Origin of the sequence: Streptomyces sp. NPDC099050 (genome assembly GCF_044759865.1) — a bacterium.
In the GTDB taxonomy this organism is placed as follows: Bacteria; Actinomycetota; Actinomycetes; order Streptomycetales; family Streptomycetaceae; genus Streptomyces.
In genome coordinates, this window is record NZ_JBIWAE010000013.1 from 176,738 (window position 1) to 195,945 (window position 19,208).

The 19,208-nt window shown below is 72.6% G+C and carries 19 protein-coding genes and 1 pseudogene; 12 read left to right on the plus strand and 8 right to left on the minus strand.

Annotated elements, in window-relative coordinates:
- Positions 1-394: 394 nt before the first annotated feature.
- Positions 395-625: a helix-turn-helix transcriptional regulator gene (locus ACIQV3_RS22855; protein WP_403714510.1), complete on the minus strand. Its 231-nt coding sequence runs from the start codon at positions 623-625 to the stop codon at positions 395-397.
- A gap of 533 nt (positions 626-1,158) precedes the next feature.
- On the opposite strand from ACIQV3_RS22855, the pseudogene ACIQV3_RS22860 reads away from it, so the two are divergent.
- From ACIQV3_RS22860 to ACIQV3_RS22870, 3 genes and pseudogenes are all read left to right on the plus strand, one after another.
- Positions 1,159-1,299 (plus strand): annotated as a pseudogene (locus tag ACIQV3_RS22860) (peptidase C39 family protein); the annotation flags it as partial.
- 84 nt (positions 1,300-1,383) lie between these two features.
- Positions 1,384-1,821 carry an SPW repeat protein gene (locus ACIQV3_RS22865; protein ID WP_403714512.1) on the plus strand — a complete coding sequence of 146 codons (438 nt, stop codon included), beginning with the start codon at positions 1,384-1,386 and terminating at the stop codon, positions 1,819-1,821.
- A 111-nt stretch (positions 1,822-1,932) separates the two neighbouring features.
- Positions 1,933-2,091, plus strand: coding sequence for an SCO1431 family membrane protein (locus tag ACIQV3_RS22870; protein ID WP_243341628.1), 159 nt, complete (start codon positions 1,933-1,935; stop codon positions 2,089-2,091).
- On the opposite strand, the gene ACIQV3_RS22875 is transcribed toward ACIQV3_RS22870, so the two are convergent.
- Genes ACIQV3_RS22875 through ACIQV3_RS22885 form a run of 3 tightly spaced genes read right to left on the minus strand, consistent with a single transcriptional unit; the run spans position 2,088 to position 4,527 of the window.
- The gene (locus tag ACIQV3_RS22875; protein WP_403714514.1) at positions 2,088-3,029 is read right to left on the minus strand and encodes a hypothetical protein; all 942 of its coding nucleotides are present in this window, start codon (positions 3,027-3,029) and stop codon (positions 2,088-2,090) included. The two genes, ACIQV3_RS22870 and ACIQV3_RS22875, sit on opposite strands and share 4 nt — an antisense overlap.
- Positions 3,026-3,988 carry a DUF6114 domain-containing protein gene (locus tag ACIQV3_RS22880; protein ID WP_403714516.1) on the minus strand — a complete coding sequence of 321 codons (963 nt, stop codon included), beginning with the start codon at positions 3,986-3,988 and terminating at the stop codon, positions 3,026-3,028. Before ACIQV3_RS22880 ends, ACIQV3_RS22875 begins: the two co-directional genes overlap by 4 nt.
- A complete protein-coding gene (locus ACIQV3_RS22885; protein WP_403714605.1) occupies positions 3,979-4,527 on the minus strand; it encodes a DUF6230 family protein in 549 nt (182 codons plus the stop codon). Before ACIQV3_RS22885 ends, ACIQV3_RS22880 begins: the two co-directional genes overlap by 10 nt.
- 188 nt (positions 4,528-4,715) lie before the next feature.
- Here ACIQV3_RS22885 and ACIQV3_RS22890 point away from each other — a divergent pair, with 188 nt between their 5' ends.
- A complete protein-coding gene (locus tag ACIQV3_RS22890; RefSeq protein WP_403714518.1) occupies positions 4,716-5,456 on the plus strand; it encodes a TetR/AcrR family transcriptional regulator in 741 nt (246 codons plus the stop codon).
- Between the two features lie 143 nt (positions 5,457-5,599).
- Positions 5,600-6,769, plus strand: coding sequence for an acyl-CoA dehydrogenase family protein (locus ACIQV3_RS22895; protein ID WP_403714520.1), 1,170 nt, complete (start codon positions 5,600-5,602; stop codon positions 6,767-6,769).
- A 360-nt stretch (positions 6,770-7,129) separates the two neighbouring features.
- On the opposite strand, the gene ACIQV3_RS22900 is transcribed toward ACIQV3_RS22895, so the two are convergent.
- Together ACIQV3_RS22900 and ACIQV3_RS22905 are read right to left on the minus strand one after the other, a co-directional pair.
- Positions 7,130-8,008 carry a GyrI-like domain-containing protein gene (locus ACIQV3_RS22900; RefSeq protein WP_403714522.1) on the minus strand — a complete coding sequence of 293 codons (879 nt, stop codon included), beginning with the start codon at positions 8,006-8,008 and terminating at the stop codon, positions 7,130-7,132.
- Between the two features lie 147 nt (positions 8,009-8,155).
- The gene (locus ACIQV3_RS22905; protein ID WP_403714524.1) at positions 8,156-9,784 is read right to left on the minus strand and encodes a CocE/NonD family hydrolase; all 1,629 of its coding nucleotides are present in this window, start codon (positions 9,782-9,784) and stop codon (positions 8,156-8,158) included.
- Positions 9,785-9,932: 148 nt separating this feature from the next.
- Here ACIQV3_RS22905 and ACIQV3_RS22910 point away from each other — a divergent pair, with 148 nt between their 5' ends.
- The 3 genes from ACIQV3_RS22910 to ACIQV3_RS22920 all read left to right on the plus strand — a co-directional run bounded on the left by ACIQV3_RS22910 (position 9,933) and on the right by ACIQV3_RS22920 (position 13,608).
- Positions 9,933-10,703 carry a TetR/AcrR family transcriptional regulator C-terminal domain-containing protein gene (locus tag ACIQV3_RS22910; RefSeq protein ID WP_403714526.1) on the plus strand — a complete coding sequence of 257 codons (771 nt, stop codon included), beginning with the start codon at positions 9,933-9,935 and terminating at the stop codon, positions 10,701-10,703.
- Between the two features lie 587 nt (positions 10,704-11,290).
- A complete protein-coding gene (locus tag ACIQV3_RS22915) occupies positions 11,291-12,424 on the plus strand; it encodes a hypothetical protein (protein WP_403714528.1) in 1,134 nt (377 codons plus the stop codon).
- 80 nt (positions 12,425-12,504) lie between these two features.
- Positions 12,505-13,608 (plus strand): phosphotransferase family protein, encoded by a 1,104-nt coding sequence (locus tag ACIQV3_RS22920; protein WP_403714530.1) that lies wholly within the window; start codon positions 12,505-12,507, stop codon positions 13,606-13,608.
- A 26-nt stretch (positions 13,609-13,634) separates the two neighbouring features.
- Here the strand turns inward: ACIQV3_RS22920 and ACIQV3_RS22925 are convergent, their stop codons facing one another.
- Complete coding sequence (locus ACIQV3_RS22925) at positions 13,635-14,081, minus strand: hypothetical protein (protein WP_403714532.1); 447 nt, start codon at positions 14,079-14,081, stop codon at positions 13,635-13,637.
- A gap of 218 nt (positions 14,082-14,299) precedes the next feature.
- Here ACIQV3_RS22925 and ACIQV3_RS22930 point away from each other — a divergent pair, with 218 nt between their 5' ends.
- The 4 genes from ACIQV3_RS22930 to fxsA all read left to right on the plus strand — a co-directional run bounded on the left by ACIQV3_RS22930 (position 14,300) and on the right by fxsA (position 18,393).
- On the plus strand, positions 14,300-14,740 hold the full coding sequence (locus ACIQV3_RS22930; protein WP_383954949.1) for an Lrp/AsnC family transcriptional regulator: 441 nt from the start codon (positions 14,300-14,302) through the stop codon (positions 14,738-14,740).
- A gap of 199 nt (positions 14,741-14,939) precedes the next feature.
- Positions 14,940-16,595 carry an amidohydrolase gene (locus ACIQV3_RS22935; RefSeq protein WP_403714534.1) on the plus strand — a complete coding sequence of 552 codons (1,656 nt, stop codon included), beginning with the start codon at positions 14,940-14,942 and terminating at the stop codon, positions 16,593-16,595.
- A 310-nt stretch (positions 16,596-16,905) separates the two neighbouring features.
- A complete protein-coding gene (locus tag ACIQV3_RS22940; RefSeq protein WP_403714535.1) occupies positions 16,906-17,727 on the plus strand; it encodes a polyprenol monophosphomannose synthase in 822 nt (273 codons plus the stop codon).
- Between the two features lie 72 nt (positions 17,728-17,799).
- The gene (gene fxsA, locus ACIQV3_RS22945; protein ID WP_403714537.1) at positions 17,800-18,393 is read left to right on the plus strand and encodes an FxsA family membrane protein; all 594 of its coding nucleotides are present in this window, start codon (positions 17,800-17,802) and stop codon (positions 18,391-18,393) included.
- Positions 18,394-18,523: 130 nt separating this feature from the next.
- On the opposite strand, the gene ACIQV3_RS22950 is transcribed toward fxsA, so the two are convergent.
- Complete coding sequence (locus tag ACIQV3_RS22950; RefSeq protein ID WP_007262928.1) at positions 18,524-18,898, minus strand: RNA polymerase-binding protein RbpA; 375 nt, start codon at positions 18,896-18,898, stop codon at positions 18,524-18,526.
- Positions 18,899-19,208: the final 310 nt, after the last annotated feature.

Here is a 19,208-nt window from a genome sequence, read left to right on the forward strand (position 1 = left end):
CACAGCGCAAGCGCGGTTCGCCCCAACGACTTCGTCTACGCTGGCCCGTGCCCGCCGCGGCAGCCGCGCCGGTCCCGCGTGGCCCGCTACCTGCCGCGGCGCCCCTAGACCCCCGCCTCTCCGGCCGCGGCGGCAGCGGGAGGGGCGGGAACTGTCCGTCAGTCACATGAGATCGGCGCGAACTGCAGTTTGGCCGATTTGCGCTCATGAATCCGGGGCACAGGACAGGAGTGAGTCCGCTGTAAGTCCTGGCCGGAGGCGGCTGGTTCGTGACGGATGCGCACGGGGTGCGAACTCTGCGTATGCATATATGCAGACAACACCTTCCCTGAACGGCATATGCCGGGCAGGATGAGTATCGAGCATGTGGCCGAAACCGGTCGTGCGCTCAGCGTTACGGCATGAGGTCCCGCGCCGGGAGGCGTAGGGCGCGGGCCAACCTGAGGATCAAGCTGAACTTGGGGTCAACAGCTCCGGCTTCGGCGTTCTGAACGGACCGCCGGTCGACGCCGGCGAGTTCGGCGAGCTTCTCTTGCGTGAGGTCCGCATGGATCCGGGCATCGCGGATTCGGTTGCCCAGCTCGTACCGGGCTTGCTGGATCCATGGAGGTGTTGCAGGTTGCACCCCTTGAACACTTGAACATCAAGATCGTTTTGTCTGCGCAATACATTGCGCTTTTTGTGATCAATGCTGGCCGGTCATCTGCGTCGACCGGCCGCCTAAGGCGTGACATCGCGCGTGAACGGGGGAACCGGCATGGAGGAGGACGAGATCCTTGCGCAGTACGAATGGGCCCTGGGGGTCTGCTTTCGTCATCCCGGGCTGGGTGAGGTCGTGACGGCGGAACTTGAGACGCTGCACCCGCGGGGTGAACCTGATGTGGCGGTTCGCGCGTGCCGCGAGTGTGTGAGCGTTCTGGAGGCGGACCGTCGACGGCGCGGCGGCTCTGCGGGTGGGCGCTGAATGCCTGGCTGGGGGCGGTCGGCCGGGGGGCGGCTGGGGAGTATTTGGGGGGCGGGGAGTGGTGGGGGAGCGTCAGATCCCTCGGCCAATCTCATTCGGTCTTACTCAATCCAGCTGAATCTCACCTGGTGAGAGCCCTGTGCGGTTCCCGCGAGTACTGCTCGGCAGGTGAGACGGGGTGTAGTAGCCAAAGCGAGAACAACTGGCTGCGGACCAAGCGGTACAACGCGGCCGGCAAGGTCGTCTCCGGCACCGGAGGCGTCTGCTACCTCTACGGTCCGATCCGGCCGAGCCCCGCCCAGGTCCTCGCGCTGCGGGCGGTCGGCGTGCTCTGAGAGCTCGCGTTGCCCCGAAAGGCGTGTAAGCGCAAGATAAAGGACACAAGGGCAAGAGGAGCTTCTCATAGGAGGCAGCCCGCCATGACCACCCAACCGAGAATCGAACACCACCCCGACCTCGCTGAGATGCGCTCGCGGTTCGAGCGGGTCACCAGCACTCCGAGTGCCCAGATCGTCGAGGCGCTGGCCCTGATGACGGGCCTCTACATCGCCGCCTCACCGTGGATCGCCGGATTCAGCGGGCTCGGCTCGCTGGCGATCAACAACCTGATCGCGGGCCTGGCGTACTGCCTGTGCATGAGCGGACTCGGCTCCGCTTACGAGCGCACCCATGCCATGGCCTGGACGGCGGTCGGTCTCGCCGCCTGGACGATCGTCGCGCCCTTCGTCATCTCCGGCGACGTCAGCACCACCCGCACGGTGTGGAGCAACGTCCTCGCCGGCGGTATCGCCCTGTGCCTGGCCCTGGCCATGGCGGGCATGGCGGGCCGCGACCGCACCACCCGATCCGGCGCGTGAGCGCACCCCCTGCACGCCCCCGGTCCGCATCGCGCGGCCGGGGGCGTGAGACATGCCACCCGTGACCGTCGTCTCTACCGCGAGGGCCGCCCCCGCTGTCACATTGGAGGCATGACCGCACACAGCGCCGCCCTGACCGCCCGCGCCCGCAACCTGGTCCGCACCGGCGGACCCGAGGACGATTCCTCCTCCTGGCTGGAGCACGTGCTCGGCTGGACCCTGGTCGTGGTCGTGGCCATGTTCGTCACCCAGGTCGGCTGGTTCTTCTAACCTCCGCCCCGGCGGCCGGCCCCGGCCTCCGCCTCCGCCCCGGCCTCCGGCTCGGCCTCCCCCTCCGCCCCGGCCTCCGGCTCCACCCGCCAGTGCCGGTCCGGAATGCCCACCAGCCCGTACAGCGCCCGTACGGGCGACCGCGCCGGCAGCAGCACCACCCCGGCCAGCAGGGCGAACGCCCCGGCCCCGGCCCACCACCCCAGCAGCCGGACGAGGACGCTCGCGCCCACCGCCCCCGCGAACGGCAGCCCGTAGACCCCCGCCCCGGCGATCGCCACCGCGATCACCCTCGGCACCTTGAGGTCCGCCGCGGCTCCCGGCAGCCGCCAGCCCTCCACCAGCCAGCCGATCTCGGCGAGCAGCATCGTGCCGATGACGGCCGTCCCGAAGACCAGCACGGCCAGGAAGGTGCCCGAGGTCGCGAAGGCCAGCACGCCGTTCACGACACCCTCCCCGGACCAGTCGGCCAACGCCCGCGGATCGGCGCTCAGGAGCCGCTCGTACCCCCTGCCGTCCCACCCGTGGATCAGGGTGAAGAACAGCAGGAAGTACCCGGCCACCGCCTGGAGGTACCCCCAGTACCCGGCCCCGACCAGCAGGAACAGCCGCGCCGTCAGGAACCCGAGCAGCGCGCCGGCCACCACCGAGGCCCCGTAGAAGAGGGCGAAGCCGGCCCACACCCCGTCGTGGTCGCGGGCCGCGTGCATCGTCGACCAGGCCGGGTTCTGCCAGAGCAGGTACGCCCCCGTGGGGGCGGGCAGCAGGGCCGCGTAGAGCAGGGTGAGCGCCAGGTACGGATTGGCCGCGCGGCTCCTCGTACGGACGCCCTCGCCCCGGACCGACCGCTCCCACCACTGGAGCTGGCGCGCGGCGGCCACCGCGAAGGTGGCGCCGATGCCGTACGCCCACAGCGGCGCGGCCTGTACGGGGATCACGAGGCCACCAGCCGCAGATCGTCGGTCCGGATCACGTCGGAGGTGACGAGCGCCTGCTCCGCGCTGACCCGGGTCATGAAGACGAACGGCGGGATGACCGGGGGAGCGGGCAGCCCGTCCGGGCTGAAGGTCACGCACAGCAGCCCCTCGATGCACCCGCTGAACCTCGTCAGGTACAAGGTCACCTCGCCGCTCAGGTCGAGCCTCTTCGCGGCGAGCCCGTACTCCTCGCCGCCGTCGCGGGTGCGCAGCTCGTAGTCGGTGAGCGTGGCGGCCCGCATGCGCAGCACCAGCACCTTCAGCGGGCCGTCCGCCGTGGGCACGTACGTGACCCCCGCGAAGGCGAACCCCTGGGGAGCGAAGAGCGAGGTGGTCACGGTCGGGGGAGTGCGCGCGGCCATCGGCGGACCGGCCGTGGCGGCCCTCGCCTCCCCGGTGCCCGCCACCAGCGAGGCGAGCAGCACCACCGGCAGCGCGGCGGCCAGCGTGCGCGGCCCGCTGCCGTCCAGGCTCGGGATGTACGGGCCCTCCTCGCCCGCCTCCGGATCGGGCACCGGGGTCCAGCCGAAGGCCAGCGCGCTGCCCGCGATGCCGAGCAGCATCCCGACGAGGAAGCCCCCGAGATTGGTCGCCACGAAGGACAGCACCGAGAGCAGCAGCGCGTGGACCGAGACGTAGGCCCGGGCCTGCGGCAGCAGCCATAGGAACAGGCCGGCGGCGATCAGCGCGAGGCCGATCCCGATGGCCGCGATCCCGCCGAGGCCCAGGCTGACCAGCACGGTGAGCGGGGAGAGCGGTACCAGCAGTAGCTCGGTCCCGCCCAGGATCACCAGCAGCCCGCCCCAGAAGGGGCGGGTGCGGCGCCAGGTGCGCAGCCGCCGCCGGGGGCCGGGCAGCGGGAGGCGGCGTTCCAGCCACCCGCTGCCCGGCCCCGCGGGCCCGCGCAGGCCTAGAAGCACTTCTTGCCGTCCAGGCTGACGTTCAGCTTCAGGCCCTTGAGGTGGAAGTTGCCGCCGGTCGCCGACCAGGCGTGCGACTTCACGTCCACGACCTCGATGTCCCCGGCCTGGAGGCCGAACTTTCCGGCCTCGCCCTTGATCCCGCCGACCTGGTCGAGGGTGGAGGCGTCGCGGCCGATCTGGGCGGTCCCGAAGACGGCGTCGCCGGCCAGGTCCTCGCCGTCGATGACGAGATTGCTGGCGGTGACGTTCCCGGCCGGGCCGCCGGCGGTCAGTTTGAAGACCACCTTGCCCACCGGGGTGTCCACTTCGGCGGCCTGGCAGATGTCGGTGAGGGTGGCCTCGCCGATGCCGAGCAGGGCGACGGGATGTCCCTTGCCGTCGACGGATCGGTCGGTGTGCACGTAGGAGGACAGGCCCTTGCTGCTCAGCTTGGAGGAGGAGACCTGGAAACTGGTCCCCGAGACGGCGAAGGAGGCGGCGAGCGCGCCCTGCGCCATGACCATGGCCATCGCCCCGACCGCGACGATCGCGGGCATCGCGACGGCGGCGGTCTTCTTCCAGTCGGCCCGGCCCTCTGGCGCGTTCCTGGTCGTGTTGGTCCTGCTGGTGCCCATGATGTGGTCCTCCCGTACGTCGTCCGGTGCGCAGGGGGAGTGCAAAGGGGGGTGCCAGGGGGTCTGCCATACTGCGGGCATCCTGTGGCAGTTCGAGGCTAGGGCTGAATTTGAATAATAGTCAACAGCGGGGAACCACCGGACGTTCGCAGGTTCGGCGGGCCGAACTCATAGCGATCGGGCGCAAGTTGTTCGCCGACACCTCGTACGACGCGCTCTCCATGGACGACATCGCCAAGCACGCGGGCGTGGCCAAGGGGCTCATCTACTACTACTTCAAGAGCAAGCGCGGCTATTACCTGGCCATCGTCGAGGACTCGGTGGCCGAGCTCGTGGCCCGCGCCGCGGGCGAGAGCGAACTGCCCAACGCGCAGCGGGTGCGGACCACCATCGACGGCTACCTGTACTACGCCGAGCACCACCAGGCCGCCTACCGGACCATCGTCACCGGCGGCGTCGGCTCGGACTCCGAGGTCCTCGCCATCCGCGACGCCGTCCGCGAGGAACTCATCGCGACCATCGCCGAAGGCGCGTACGGCCGCCGCGAGATCCCGCCGGTCGCCCGGCTCGCACTGGTCGGCTGGCTCGCGGGCGTCGAGGGCAGCACCCTCGACTGGATCGGCCCGGCGGAGGCCGCGGCGCGAGCCCCCGCCAAGGTCCCCGCGCAGGCCCGGGAGGGCCGCGGGCCCGGGGCTCCCGGCGACCCGGGTCACCCCGACCGGGCCGAGGTCGGAGCCCTGCTGGTGCGCACGCTGCGCGCGACGCTGACGGTGATCGAGGAGTTCGTCCCGGAGTGCCCGGCCCCGCCCGTCCCCGAGGAGGATCTGCTGCCCGTGACGGGAAGCCCCTGATCGGGCATACTCAACCGCCGCAGCCCCTTGAACAGGACCTTCCCGCGATCCGGGAGGGCACCATCGGTTGTGAGCCCCGAGACCCGGCGACGCGTACCACCCTCACGCGCCGCCCCGTGCTTGAACGTGAGGAGAGCGCCGCCATGACCGACCGCGCGCCGCAGGTGGACCGATCGCTGCCCACCGAGGAGTCCCGAGACCTGCTCGCGCTCGTGCGCGAGATCGCGCAGCGGGAGATCCGCCCCCGGGCCGCCGAGGAGGAGGACACCGGCCGCTTCCCCCGTGAGGTCTTCGCGCTGCTCTCCGAGGCCGGACTGCTCGGGCTCCCGTACGCCGGCGAGTTCGGCGGCGGCGACCAGCCGTACGAGGTCTACCTCCAGGTGCTGGAGGAGCTGGCCGCGGCCCGCCTGACCGTCGGGCTCGGCGTCAGCGTGCACTCGCTGGCCTGTCACGGCCTGGCCGGCTACGGAACCAAGGAGCAGCAGGGCGTCCACCTGCCCGCCATGCTCGGCGGCGGACTGCTCGGCGCGTACTGCCTCTCCGAGCCGTCCTCGGGCTCCGACGCGGCCTCCCTGACCACCAAGGCGGTCCGCGACGGCGAGGACTGGCTGATCAGCGGTACCAAGGCCTGGATCACGCACGGCGGCGTCGCCGACTTCTACACGGTGCTGGCCCGCACGGGCGTGGACGGCCCGAAGGGCATCACGGCCTTCCTGGTCCCGGGCGACGCGCAGGGCCTCACGGCGGCGGTCCCCGAGAAGAAGATGGGCATGAAGGGCTCGCCCACCGCCCAGCTGCACTTCGACGGGGTACGGGTCCCCGACTCGCGCCGCATCGGCGAGGAGGGCCAGGGCTTCACCATCGCCCTGGCCGCGCTGGACGCGGGCCGCCTCGGCATCGCCGCCTGTGCGATCGGCGTGGCCCAGGCCGCCCTGGACGAGGCCCTGGCCTACGCGCTGGACCGCAAGCAGTTCGGACACCCCATCGCGGACTTCCAGGGCCTGCGGTTCATGCTGGCCGACATGGCGACGAAGATCGAGGCGGGCCGCGCGCTGTACCTGGCGGCGGCGCGGCTGCGGGACGCGGGCAAGCCCTTCTCCCGCCAGGCGGCGATGGCCAAGCTCTTCTGCACCGACGCGGCGATGGCCGTCACGACGGACGCGGTCCAGGTCCTGGGCGGCTACGGCTACACGGCCGACTTCCCGGTCGAGCGGCTGATGCGCGAAGCGAAGGTCCTCCAGATCGTGGAGGGCACGAACCAGATCCAGCGCATGGTGATCGCCCGCCACCTGGCGGGCCCGGAATCCCGCTGACCCACCGGCCCGGGGCGGCGGGCCTGCTCGCTCCGTGAGCGGTCAGCCGCCGAAGAGGGGGCCGGTCGGCCAGATGGGGGAGGAGGCGATCCGGGACCACTCCGGGTCGCGCTGTCCCGGCACGGTCCGGCCGTCCTCCTCCCACCGGGTGAGCAGTGCACGGTAGATGGGCGGGTCGGGGGCCTGCCGAACCGATTCTTCGTACCCTGCGGCAGGCGCCCGCCGCCGGCGCCCCACCTTCGGCGTGGAAGTCTCCATCGTGGTCATACCGGGCCAACGCGCCACCGGACCCACGGGTAACCCCGCCCATCCGTTCGACCCATCCCCTCGGGCTCCCTCCGGCGCCGGGACCGCGATCCGTCACGCCGGTTCGACGGGCAGCCACAGCTCGCAGGTCGCGGTGCTGAAATCGTCGGCGCGTTCGAGGACCGTGACGATCGAGGGACCGGGCCGCAGCCGCCACGGGTTGGAGGGGAACCAGTCGGTCGCGGTCGCGGCCCAGGCCGTCTGCAGGGCCTGCGGATGGGGTCCGGCGGTGCGGAACACTGCCCACGTGCCGGCCGGCACCTCGATGGCGTCCAGGCCGTCGGGAGCCGCGGTCTCCCGGGACAGGGCGACTCCGTGCAGGTAGGTCAGTTCGCTCCCCTCCGTGCCGTCGGGGTCGACGTCGTCGGAGACCTGCAACAGGCCCGCCGGTGCGGTGTCGCCGAGGGCCTTCAGCCGGAGGTGCTCCTCCCGCGGCAGCGCGGTGATGTGCCGCTGGATGTGCGGGTTGACGCCCTGGTGGACGAGCGGAACCCGGACGGCGTGTCCGACCAGCCGGAACGCGGGGCGGTCGAGGAGGCGGGTGTCCATGGGGGTGCTCCCTTCGACGGTCAGGCGGATCCTGAGCCGTGGTTGTGTGCGCAGGGGGCCTCCGTCGCGGCGCACGTCGCTGGGGCCGGCGCCGTGGACCGCGCGGAACGCGCGTCCGAACGCCTCGGTCGAGCCGTATCCGTAGCGGACGGCGATGCTCAGCAGATCGGCTTCGCCCCGCACGACGTCGGCGGCGGCGACGGTCATGCGGCGCCGGCGCACGTACTCCGACAGCGGCATGCCGGTCAGGGACGAGAACATCCGGCGCAGGTGGTACCCGGTCGTGCCGAGCTCCGCGGCCAGTCCGTGGACGTCGAGTTCCTCCGCTTCCTCCGCGAGGTGCTCCTCGACGAGATCGACGAGCCGGTTGAGTGCCGAGATCACGAGGCCTCCTTTCGATGCCAACCCTGCCCGGTCGCGCCCCGCCGGGACCCGACCGTTGCGATCCGGTCCGGTCCGGTCCGATCCGATCCGGTCCGATCCGGTCCGATCCGGTCCCCGGTCCCCGGTCCCTGGTCCCATCCGGTCCGATCACGAGGCCGCGCTGACGCCGGGCCCGGAACCGAGGGGAAGTGCGGCGAGCGTCAGTGCCGAGTCCGCGTGCAGGGTGATGCGTACCGGTGCGAAGGAGGTGGCGTCCAACGGCGACTCCCCGGTCCCGGGACTGCGGGCGTAGCGCGGATGGGCGCCCCCGCTGATCTGCCAGCGGACGCGGTGGCCGACTGCGAAGCGGTGGGCGGTGGAGCCCATCGGCACGCTGATCCGCGAGGGCTCCCGCCCGTCCGTCCGAAGCCGGCCCAGCCCGTCGCAGACGTTCACCGAGCGGCCCTGTGCGTCCACGTCGCAGAGGCGGGTGAAGACGTCGGCGTGGCCGGTGTCCGTGGAGACGCTCAGCCGTGCGGAAACCGGGCCGAGGACGTCCAGGGGCTCGGTCAGCGGCGGACCGGTGAAGGTCAGTACGTCGTCCCGGGCCTCCAGGGCGCTGTTGTCGCGGGGGCCGGCCGTACGGGAGAGCAGCGGGCCGCCGAGGGACGGGGTGGGGTCGGCCGGGTCGTAGCGGAACGAGATCAGGGGCTCCGACTCCGCGGGAGCCTGCCGGATCAGGTGCCCCTGCGCGGTGGGGAACCACGGGCCGGCGACCGCGGCCGGCGGCCAGTCCTCGACGTCCCGCCAGTCGTCTTCGCCGCCGACGTGCACGCGCACCCTCGTGGGACGCAGGGCCGAGGGGTCGGCGCACAGGTGTGCGCGCAGCCAGCCGAGCGTCTCGGCGAACACCTCGGGCCACCCCTGCTGCAGCGCCGACGTATGGGTCCAGGGGCCGACGAGCAAGGAGGTCTCGCACCCGGCCTCACGGAGCCGGCGGTACTGCTCGAACGTCTGGTCGCCCAGCACGTCGTGCCATCCGGTGATCAGGCCGGTCGGCACCTTCAGCCGCCGCGCCACCGCCGCCAGCGACGCGCCGTCCCAGTACGGGTCCTCGGCGTCCGGGTGCGCCATCACCTCGTCCAGCCAGGGCGCGTCGCCCCCGAGGGCGGACGCGTGCGCCCCGCGCAGCGGCTGCGCGGTGGTGACCTCGCGCAGGCGCCGCCGCAGGCGCAGGGTCGCCTTCACGAACGGTGCCAACCCCCGGTGCTGATACGTCATGCCGACGCCGACCGCGAGCGCGTTCTCCAGGCGGAGCGCTCCGTCCGCGTGGAACAGGGCGTGCGGATCGTGCAGCCCCACCTGCACCACCATCGCCTTCAGCTCCGGCGGCGGGTCCGCGGCGAGGGCCCACTGCGCGTATCCCAGGTAGCTGGGGCCGACGGTCCCCAGCGTTCCGTTGAACCAGGGCTGCCCGCGCAGCCAGGACACGGCGGCCCGGCCGTCGGCGGCCTCGTTGCGCCACAGGTCGAACGCGCCGCCGGAACCACCGGTGCCGCGACAGCTCTGCAGCACCACGTGGAAGCCCTGCTCGGCGAAGAGCACGCCGTACATGGGGGACCAGGGCAGAGCCCTGCCGTACGGAGAGCGGACCAGGAGGGTGGGGAAGTCGCCCTCGGCGCGCGGGAAGTAGTGGTCCGTGATCAGCGGGCTGCCATCGGCGGCCGGCACCGGCAGCCCCGGCTCCCACCCGACGGCGTGCCGCCGGGCCGGCAGGCCCTTCCAGGTCGCCCTCATGATCCGTGAGCTCAGTGGCGGCTTGCCGGAAGGCGGTGTCCAGGACGTCCTCGTCGCAGGACCGTGCGGGTGCGCTGCCATCGTTCGCCTCATCGTTAACCTCACTCGTTCCCCTCCTCGCTATCCGTACGCTGTACGAGAATAGCCCATGCTTGGATGGGACCCGCAAGGGCCGGCTCGATCAAGGGAGGGGGTGCGGACCGTGCCCCGTACGGGAGAGACCGGCGCGCCGGGCGTCGACCCCGAGCAGCTCTGGCTGGGCTCCGCAAAGCCCCGCAGGGGCCGCAAGCCCTCCTTCAGTCGAGAGGCGATCACGGCGGCGGCCGTCGCCCTGGCGGACGCGGAGGGGCTCGAAGCGGTCACCATCCGGAGGGTCGCGGCCGAGGTCGGCGCCGGCGCCATGTCGCTCTACAGCTACGCCCCCGACAAGGAGACGCTGCTGGAGCTGATGGTCGACCACGTCAGCGGCGAACTGCCGACCGCGGGCGCGCCCGCCGGCGACTGGCGCGCCGAGCTGAAGGCCATTGCGCACCTCCAGCGCGCCCACATGCTGCGACACCCCTGGCTGCCCGCCGCGCTGGCCGCCCGCCGCGTCCCGGGCCCCCACACCCTGGCCTTCCTGGAGCGGGCGCTGGCCGCCCTGCGGCCCACCGGACTGGACGGTGCGGCGAAGCTGGAGGTCTTCGCGCAGCTCACCGCGTTCGTGGCCGGGCACGTCACCCATGAGATCGCGGCGGCTGCGGCCCTGCGTTCCCCCGACCGCCTCGCGGCCGAAGCCCGCTACCTCGCCGCTGTGGCAGCGGACGGCCGTCACCCGGAACTCGCCGAAGCCCTCGCCGCCCCGGGACGCCCCCTCACGCCCGAAGCCACCTTCACCCGATTCCTCAACCGCCTCGTAGACGGCCTGGACACCGCCTGACCCCGCTACGGCCCCGGGCCACTCGCCGAGGCCGAACAACCGTCGAGCCGAACCCCACCCAACACGCCCCCACCCCGGCGAACCACCCACCCCCACCCCCGCCCCGACCCTGACGGCCCGCGCTGCGCCTGGAGCCGGGCGGCCCGTGCTGCGCCCGGTGCCGGGCGGCCCGCGCTGCGCGCTACGGCCCTGGCCCCGTGCCTTACGGCCTGTGCCCCGGGCCCCGCGGTGCGGCCCCGCGCCCCGCCCGCGCCCCGGGCCCTGCGCCTCACGGCCCGGGCCTCACGCCCCGCGTCCCTGCCTCGGAACCCGGGCCCCGCGGTCCGGGGCCGGTGACCCCCGACCCGCAAGGCGGGCCCGGGGTGGCCCCGGCGGAGCGGGGCGGCCCCGGCGGGCCAGGGGTGGCTCCGGGTCCGTGCGGTCCCGGAGCGGAGGCACGGTGTCCGAGGCCCGCGCCCCGCCCGGGCCTCCGCACGATGTGTCTCCCTGCCAGTTCGTGCCACAACCCTGTTCCCCGGACCGTGATCTGACGTACCGTCATCTCCGCCCAGGTGTCACCCCCCCGCACCCGTCCACGGAGGTTCGCCATGCCCGCCGACCGGCCCGTACCGCTCGACGAATACCCCATCCACCAGGCCCCGTTGTCGATGAAGCACCTCGTCACCGGCGACCGCAACGCCTACGACCGCTGCATCTTCCACGTCTTCGACCACGCGGGCCGCGCCGTCCTGATCCTCGGCCTCGGGGTCTACCCCAACGCCGGGGTCATAGACGCCTATGCCACCCTCCGCCTCGGCGACGAACTCCTCGCGGTCCGCGCCTCCGACGCCCTCACCGACGACCGCATGAACCTCTCCGTCGGCCCGCTCCGCATCACCGTCGACGAACCCCTCCGCCGGCTCACCCTCTCCTGCGCCGCCGACCCGGAGGACCCCGACGGGCTCTCGTACGACATCACCTGGACCGCCGGGTTCCCCGCCGTCTGGGAGCCGCACCACACCCAGCGCCGGGGCGACCGCCTCATCCTCGAAGGCCGCCGCTTCGTCCAGGCCGGCAGCGTCACCGGCACCATCCGCGCCAAGGGGGAGGAGTTCGCCCTCGACGCCGACTGGACCGGCACCCGCGACCGGAGCTGGGGCGTGCGCCCCATCCCCGGCGAAGAGGGCGGCCGCGCCGCCGAGGAGCACCGCCCCGAAGGGTTCCACTGGCTCTGGATCCCGGTCCGGTTCGAGGACCGCTTCCTGATGGTCATCACCCAGGAGGACGCCGACGGCCACCGGGCGCTCAGCGAGGCCGTCCAGGTGTTCCCCGAAGACAGCGGCCGCCACGACGTCCAGCTCGGCTGGCCGCACACCGACATCCGCTACCGCCCGGGCGGCCGTCACCCCGTGAGCGCCGTCGTCCACCTCACCGACCCGGCCGGCCGCAAACCGCTGGAACTCGGCGTGGAGATCCTGAACTCCTCCCCGCTCGCCGTCGGGGCCGGCTACCCGCCCGCCTCCGACTGGCAGCACGGCACCTGGCAGGGCCGCGCCTGGACCGACCGTCGCACCTACGACCTCTCCGACCCCGCGGCCCACCCCATGGCCGCCTTCGGGGTCACCGACCACTCGGCCCGCTTCACCCTCGAAGGCCGCAGCGGCTACGGCATCTTCGAGCACGGCAGCTTCGGCCGCCACGACCCCAGCGGCTTCGCCGACTACGGCTCGGTCGCCCCGTAGCCCCGGCCCGGCACCTCACGCCCGGCACCGCACGCCCGACGCCTCACACCTCAACGGCCAATCCAGAGAACGGGTTTCCCATGGCAGGACCGGCACCGCGCCCCCGTACCTCCACCCGCGAACCCGAGGAGCTGGGCCGGCGCCTCGCCGCCTGGCTCGACGCCGAGCTCCCCGGCGCCAAGGTCACCAACATCTCCGTCCCGGGCTCCAACGGCATGTCCAGCGAGACCCTGCTCTTCGACATAGAGCACCCCGACGCCCCCCTCCACGCCTGCGCCCTGCGCCTCGCCGCCGACCCGGCCGCCTACACCGTCTTCCCGACGTACGACATGCCCCGCCAGCACCGGGTCATGAGCCTGGTCGCCGCCCACACCGACCTGCCGGTCCCGCGCGTGCAGTGGCTGGAAGAGGACCCCGGCCCGCTCGGAGCCCCGTTCTTCGTGATGGCCCGCGCCGAAGGGCGCGTACCGCCCGACGTGATGCCCTACACCTACGAGGGGAACTGGCTGCACGCCGCGACCGACGCGCAACGCGCCGCGCTCCAGGAGTCGAGCATCGCGCTGCTCGCCCGGCTGCACGACCAGTTCCCGCCCGAGGAGGCCCGGTTCCTCCTCCCGGAGGGCGACGGCAGCCCGCTGCGCCGCCACGTCGAGTCCCAACGCGCCTACTACGACTGGGTGGTTGAGGGAAAGCCCCGATCACCCCTCCTGGAGCGGGCGTTCGCCCGCCTCGAAGAGCTCTGGCCGGCCGACGAGGGCGGCCCGGCCGTCCTCAACTGGGGCGACGCGCGCATCGGCAACGTCATCTTCGAGGCCGACGGCTTCGAACCCGTGGCCGTCCTCGACTGGGAGATGGCGGCCTGCGCCCCGCGCGAGGTCGACCTCGGCTGGACCGTCTACCTGCACCGGTTCTTCCAGGACCTGACGGTCGGTTTCGGCCAGCCGGGCCTGCCGGACTTCCTGCGCCGCGAGGACATCGAACGCCGGTACGCCGAACTCACCGGGCACGCGCCGCGGGACATGGAGTTCCACACGCTCTACGCCGCCCTGCGGCACGGGATCGTGATGCTGCGCATCGCCTACCGGCAGGCGCACTTCGGTGAGGTGGAGATCCCGGCGGATCCCGACAGCCTGATCCTGCACCATGCCAGCCTCACCGCCATGGTGCAGGGAACGTACTGGTAGCCGCCCCGGTACCGCTCGGCCCGTGCTCAGGCGGCCTGCGCGTGCTGGCGCATCTGCGGCATCACCGCGGGCGCCGGCACCCGCACGGGCCGCGAGCCGGGGCCGCCGACGTGCGAGAAGGGCTGCGTCCGCCAGTCCAGGCCCTGCGGCAGCGCCAGGTGGACGACGGGCTCCAGCTCCGTGGCCTCGCCGTCACCGAAGTCGAGGGTGGGCAGCGCGTCGGAGGCGGGCCGCCCGGTGCCCGCGCACACCGTGAGCCCGAAGGGGTTCCACGGGCTCGGGCAGAGGGCGTGCTCCGGCAGGAACTCCTCGTCCGCGACGAGGGCGATCGACTGGCCGCAGTCGGGGCAGGTCGCGTGGTGGATCTCGAAGCCCTCGGCGTATTCGAGGTAGTCGTCGTCGTCGGCGTAACCGCTCTCGACGATTTCCAGGGGCTCCGGTTCGGTGCGACCGGCGCGCTTGGTGTTCAGCATGGATGTACTCCCCCTTGGGTGGGCCGGGCGGGCAGGTTCTTCGGCCACGGCCACCCCAAGCACTTCCCGTCGCGCGGCACGAGTAACCACATCCGGCCGCCGTACGCCCGCGTACCCCTGTGGCCTTGGTCACATGCCCGCCGCAGGTGCCACCTCAATCCGTGGACACGGCTGGGCCTGAACGGTTCGGGGCCGTAAGTTGTGCGGCTATGAGCGCAATGGAGGAGCTGGACCGCCAGATCGTGGATCTGCTCGTACGGGACGGGCGGATGAGCTACACGGACTTGGGCAAGGCCACCGGACTGTCCACGTCGGCGGTCCATCAGCGAGTACGCCGGCTGGAGCAGCGCGGGGTCATCCGCGGTTACGCGGCGGTCGTCGACCCCGAGGCCGTCGGCCTTCCCCTCACGGCCTTCATCTCGGTCAAGCCCTTCGACCCGAGCGATCCGGACGACATCGCGGAGCGGCTGGCGGGTGTCCCCGAGATCGAGGCCTGCCACAGCGTCGCGGGCGACGAGAACTACATCCTCAAGGTCCGCGTGGCCACCCCGCTGGAGCTGGAGGACCTCTTGGGCCGCCTCCGCGCCCTGGCCCACGTCTCCACCCGCACGACGGTGGTCCTCTCCACCCCGTACGAGGCCCGCCCGCCCCGGGTCTGAGCAACTCCACCCCCGCCGGCCAACTCCACCCCCGCCGCCCGACTCCAGCCCCTCCGGCATTCGAGGAGCGGGGTCCGGGGTCCGGCCCCGGGGAACGGGCGAAGGGCGGGTAGGGGATCCCCCCGGGCCCCCGGGCCCCCGGGCCCGCCGCGGAGGGGCCGCGGTCCGCGGAGCGCACCGCACCCGCCAGACTGTCGGCATGACAGACCGCACCATCGCCTACTCCGCCAACGCCGCCGGAAGGCCCGCCCCCGCCCCCACAGCCGGAGGCCCCCGCACGGTCCTCCTCCGCGGCGGAGAGGTCCACAGCCCCGCCGATCCCTTCGCCACCGCGATGGTCGTCGAGCGCGGCCACATCGCCTGGGTCGGCTCCGAGGGCGCCGCCGACGCCTTCGCGCAGGGCGTGGACGAGGTCGTCGACCTCGGCGGGGCGCTCGTCACCCCCGCCTTCACCGACGCCCACGTGCACACCACCTCCGCGGGCCTCGCCCTGACCGGCCTGGACCTGTCCACGGCCGCCTCCCTCGCCGAAGCCCTCCAGCGCGTGCGCGCGTACGCCGGGGCCCGCCCCGGCGACCGGGTGCTCCTGGGCCACGGCTGGGACGCCGCCCGCTGGCCCGAACGCCGCGCCCCGCGCAGGCAGGAGCTCGACGAGGCCACCGGCGGCCGCCCGCTCTACCTCAGCCGCATCGACGCGCATTCCGCCGTGGTGACCACGGCCATGCTCCGGCTCGTCCCCGAGGTGAGTGCGGCCGCCGACGAACCGCTGACCCGCGACGCCCACCACGCCGTACGCCGCGCCGCGCTCGGGGCCCTCACCCCGGCCCAGCGCGCCGAGGCCCAGCGGGCCGCCCTCGACCGGGCGGCCTCCCTCGGGATCGGCTCCGTCCACGAGTGCGGCGGCCCGGAGATCTCCTCCCCGGAGGACTTCACCGCCCTCATGGAGCTGGCGCGGACCCACCCGGGCCCGCGGGTCTTCGGCTACTGGGCCGACCGGGACCTCGCCCTGGTCAAGGAACTCGGCGCCGTCGGGGCGGCCGGCGACCTCTTCGTCGACGGCGCCCTCGGCTCGCACACCGCCTGTCTGCACGACCCGTACGCCGACGCGGAGCACACCGGCACGGACTACCTCGACGCGCGGGCCGTCGCCGAACACGTCGCCGCCTGCACCGAGGCGGGCCTCCAGGCGGGCTTCCACGCCATCGGGGACGCCGCGATCACCGCCGTGGTCACCGGGGTCCGGGCCGCCGCCGACAAGGTCGGCCTGGACCGCGTCCGCGCCGCCCGGCACCGCGTGGAGCACGCCGAGATGATGACCCCGGCCACCATCGCCGCCTTCGCGGAGCTTGGCCTCACGGCCTCCGTGCAGCCCGCCTTCGACGCGCTGTGGGGCGGTGAGCGGGGCATGTACGCCGACCGGCTCGGCGCCGAGCGCGCCCGCACCCTCAACCCGTACGCGGCCATGCTCAAGGCCGGCGTCCCGCTGGCCTTCGGCTCCGACGCCCCGGTCACCCCGCTCGACCCCTGGGGCACCGTCCGGGCGGCCGCCTTCCACCACACCCCCGCCCACCGCATCTCCGCACGGGCTGCCTTCGCCGCCCACACGCGCGGCGGCTGGCGGGCCCTGGGCCGCGACGACGCGGGCATCCTCGTCCCCGGCGCCCCGGCCGACTACGCGGTGTGGGACACGGCCGAACTGGTCGTCCAGGCCCCCGACGACCGGGTCGCCCGCTGGTCCACGGACCCCCGCTCCGGGACCCCCGGACTGCCGGACCTGACCCCCGGCGGCGAGCTGCCGGTCTGCCTGGCCACCGTGGTCGGCGGCCGGGAGGTATTCGTACGGCCACAGGGGTGATGCGGGTGGCCGTGGTTCGGCGAGGGCGGCCGGACCCGGATAGGTTCGGCCGGGTCCACCACCGGACGTCCGAACCGGACGGAGCCGATCGCTCAGCCGCGCCCGCGCCTCGGGGGCGAGGGAAGGTTTCGCCGCAAGGGCGTCCCCCCTGCTCCGCAGGAGAATTGGGGGCCGGTGGCCTCAGATCGGGGCCCCGCGGTCCAGTAGACAACGGTCAGGCGGCCCGCAGCCAGCGGGAGCCGGTCCGGCCCGAAGGACCGCGGGCCCCGATCGCTGTTCTAAAATCATCCTCTGCGACACGACGTACTGGATGTACGAGAACGCAAAAGGGGAATCAGTGAGCGACGGCGGACAGCGAAGCTACGGACCGCTCGGCACGGCCTTGGTGATCATTCCGACCTACAACGAGGCGGAGAACATCGGGCTGATCGTCGGCCGCGTCCGCGCGGCTGTACCCGGGGCCCACGTCCTGGTGGCCGACGACAACAGCCCGGACGGCACCGGAAAGCTCGCCGACGAGCTGGCGGCCGCGGACGACCAGGTCCACGTCCTGCACCGCAAGGGCAAGGAGGGCCTCGGGGCCGCCTACCTGGCCGGCTTCGGGTGGGGCCTGGAGAACGGCTACGGCGTCATCATCGAGATGGACGCCGACGGCTCCCACCAGCCCGAGGAGCTGCCCCGGCTGCTCACCGCCCTGGAGGGCGCCGACCTGGTGCTGGGCTCCCGCTGGGTGCCGGGCGGCCGGGTCGTCAACTGGCCCAAGAGCCGCGAGTTCCTCTCCCGGGGCGGGTCCACGTACTCCCGGCTGATGCTGGGCGTCCCGATCCGCGACGTGACCGGCGGCTACCGCGCCTTCCGCCGGGAGACCCTCGAAGGCCTGGGCCTGGCCGACGTGGCCTCGGCGGGCTACTGCTTCCAGGTCGACCTGGCCCGCCGGGCCGTGCGGAAGGGCTTCCGCGTGGTCGAGGTGCCCATCACCTTCGTCGAGCGCGAGTTCGGCGACAGCAAGATGAGCAAGGACATCGTGGTGGAGGCCCTCTGGAGGGTCACCCAGTGGGGCCTGAAGGAGCACGCGGGCAAGCTCTCGGACAAGCTGACGGACAAGCTGACGGGCAAGCCCCGGGGCAAGTAGGCGCGCCCCCTAGGGGATGTCCGGTACCTCCGGCTGAGGACGTCTTTACGCCGGCCCAGGCACACTGGGGATATGACGACCGGAGTTCCGACCTCTACGGCCCCCCGGCGGCGTTCGCCCGCCCGTACGTACCTCCCCCTGGCCATCGCGGCCTGGCTGATCCTGGAGATCTGGCTGCTCGGCCAGGTCGCCGGAGTGGTCGGCGCCGGCGGTGTCGCCCTGCTGCTCGCGGGCGGCCTGGTGCTGGGTGCGGTGGTCATCAAGCGGGCCGGGCGACGCGCCTTCAAGAACCTGGCGGAGACCTTCCAGCAGGCCCAGGAGGGCCGTCAGCCGACGCCGCCGCAGCCCGGCAAGCCCGGCACGGGCAACGGCCTGACCATGCTGGCCGGTCTGCTCCTGATGATGCCGGGCCTGATCTCCGACGCCGCCGGTCTGCTGCTCCTGCTCCCGCCCGTCCGCGCCTGGATCGGCCGCCGGGCCGCCGGCTCCCTGGAGCGGAAGATGGCCTCCGCACCGGCCGGTTCCTTCGGCGACGCCTTCCAGCAGGCCCGGATCCACTACCCGGACGGCAAGGTCGTCCCGGGTGAGGTCATCCACGGCGAGGTCATCCGCGAGGACGCTCCGCAGCGCACCGACAACGGCCACCGGCCGCCGCTGACCCCCTGAGTCGTCAGCCTGACCTCCTGACCGGCCGACAGCCAGACCGGACAGCACGAAGCGGAGGGGCCCACCACACGCTGTGTGGTGGGCCCCTCCGCTTCGTGCTGTCTTACTGCGCCGCTGTGGCGTCCGGCTGTCAGGCGGACTTGCGGCTGTCCCGCGGATGCACGGCAATGTTCATGGCGCCGGAACGAAGGACCGCCAGCCTCTCGGCCAGCACTTCCTCCAGCTCCTCGCGGGTGCGCCGCTCCATGAGCATGTCCCAGTGCGTTCGCGCAGGCTTGCCCTTCTTCTCTTCGGGCCCATCCCCGTCAACCAGGAGTGCCATGGCGCCACACGCCTTGCACTCCCACTCCGGCGGAATTTCTGCCTCAACCGAGAACGGCATCTCAAATCGATGTCCGTTCTGGCATGCGTACTCCACCGCCTGGCGCGGGGCCAGATCGATGCCGCGGTCCGTCTCGTAGCTGGTAACCACGAGCCGCGTACCGCGGAGAGCTCGCTCACTCATGAATCGTGCCTCCCGGGCTTGTCGCCCACAGGACAGGTGTCGCTGTCGTCGTCATCCGGTCAACGTCCGGTCGGCGGTATAGATTCCCGCTCCGGGTCATGCGTCGCCCGTCGTACCGCCCCTTGTTGTACCCACCAGTGCCCGTTTTGTCACATCTGGCAGCAGATGTCACCCAACGTCTTCACTTCATAAGCACGCAGTAACGGTCCGCCTGGCAGGCCAAAGGCGTACACTACCGGCCCTTAGCTTGAACGTCGAAATTCGTTCCGAATTCGCGCGCCCGTAGCCCCTCGCATCCGTCGGATCCCTG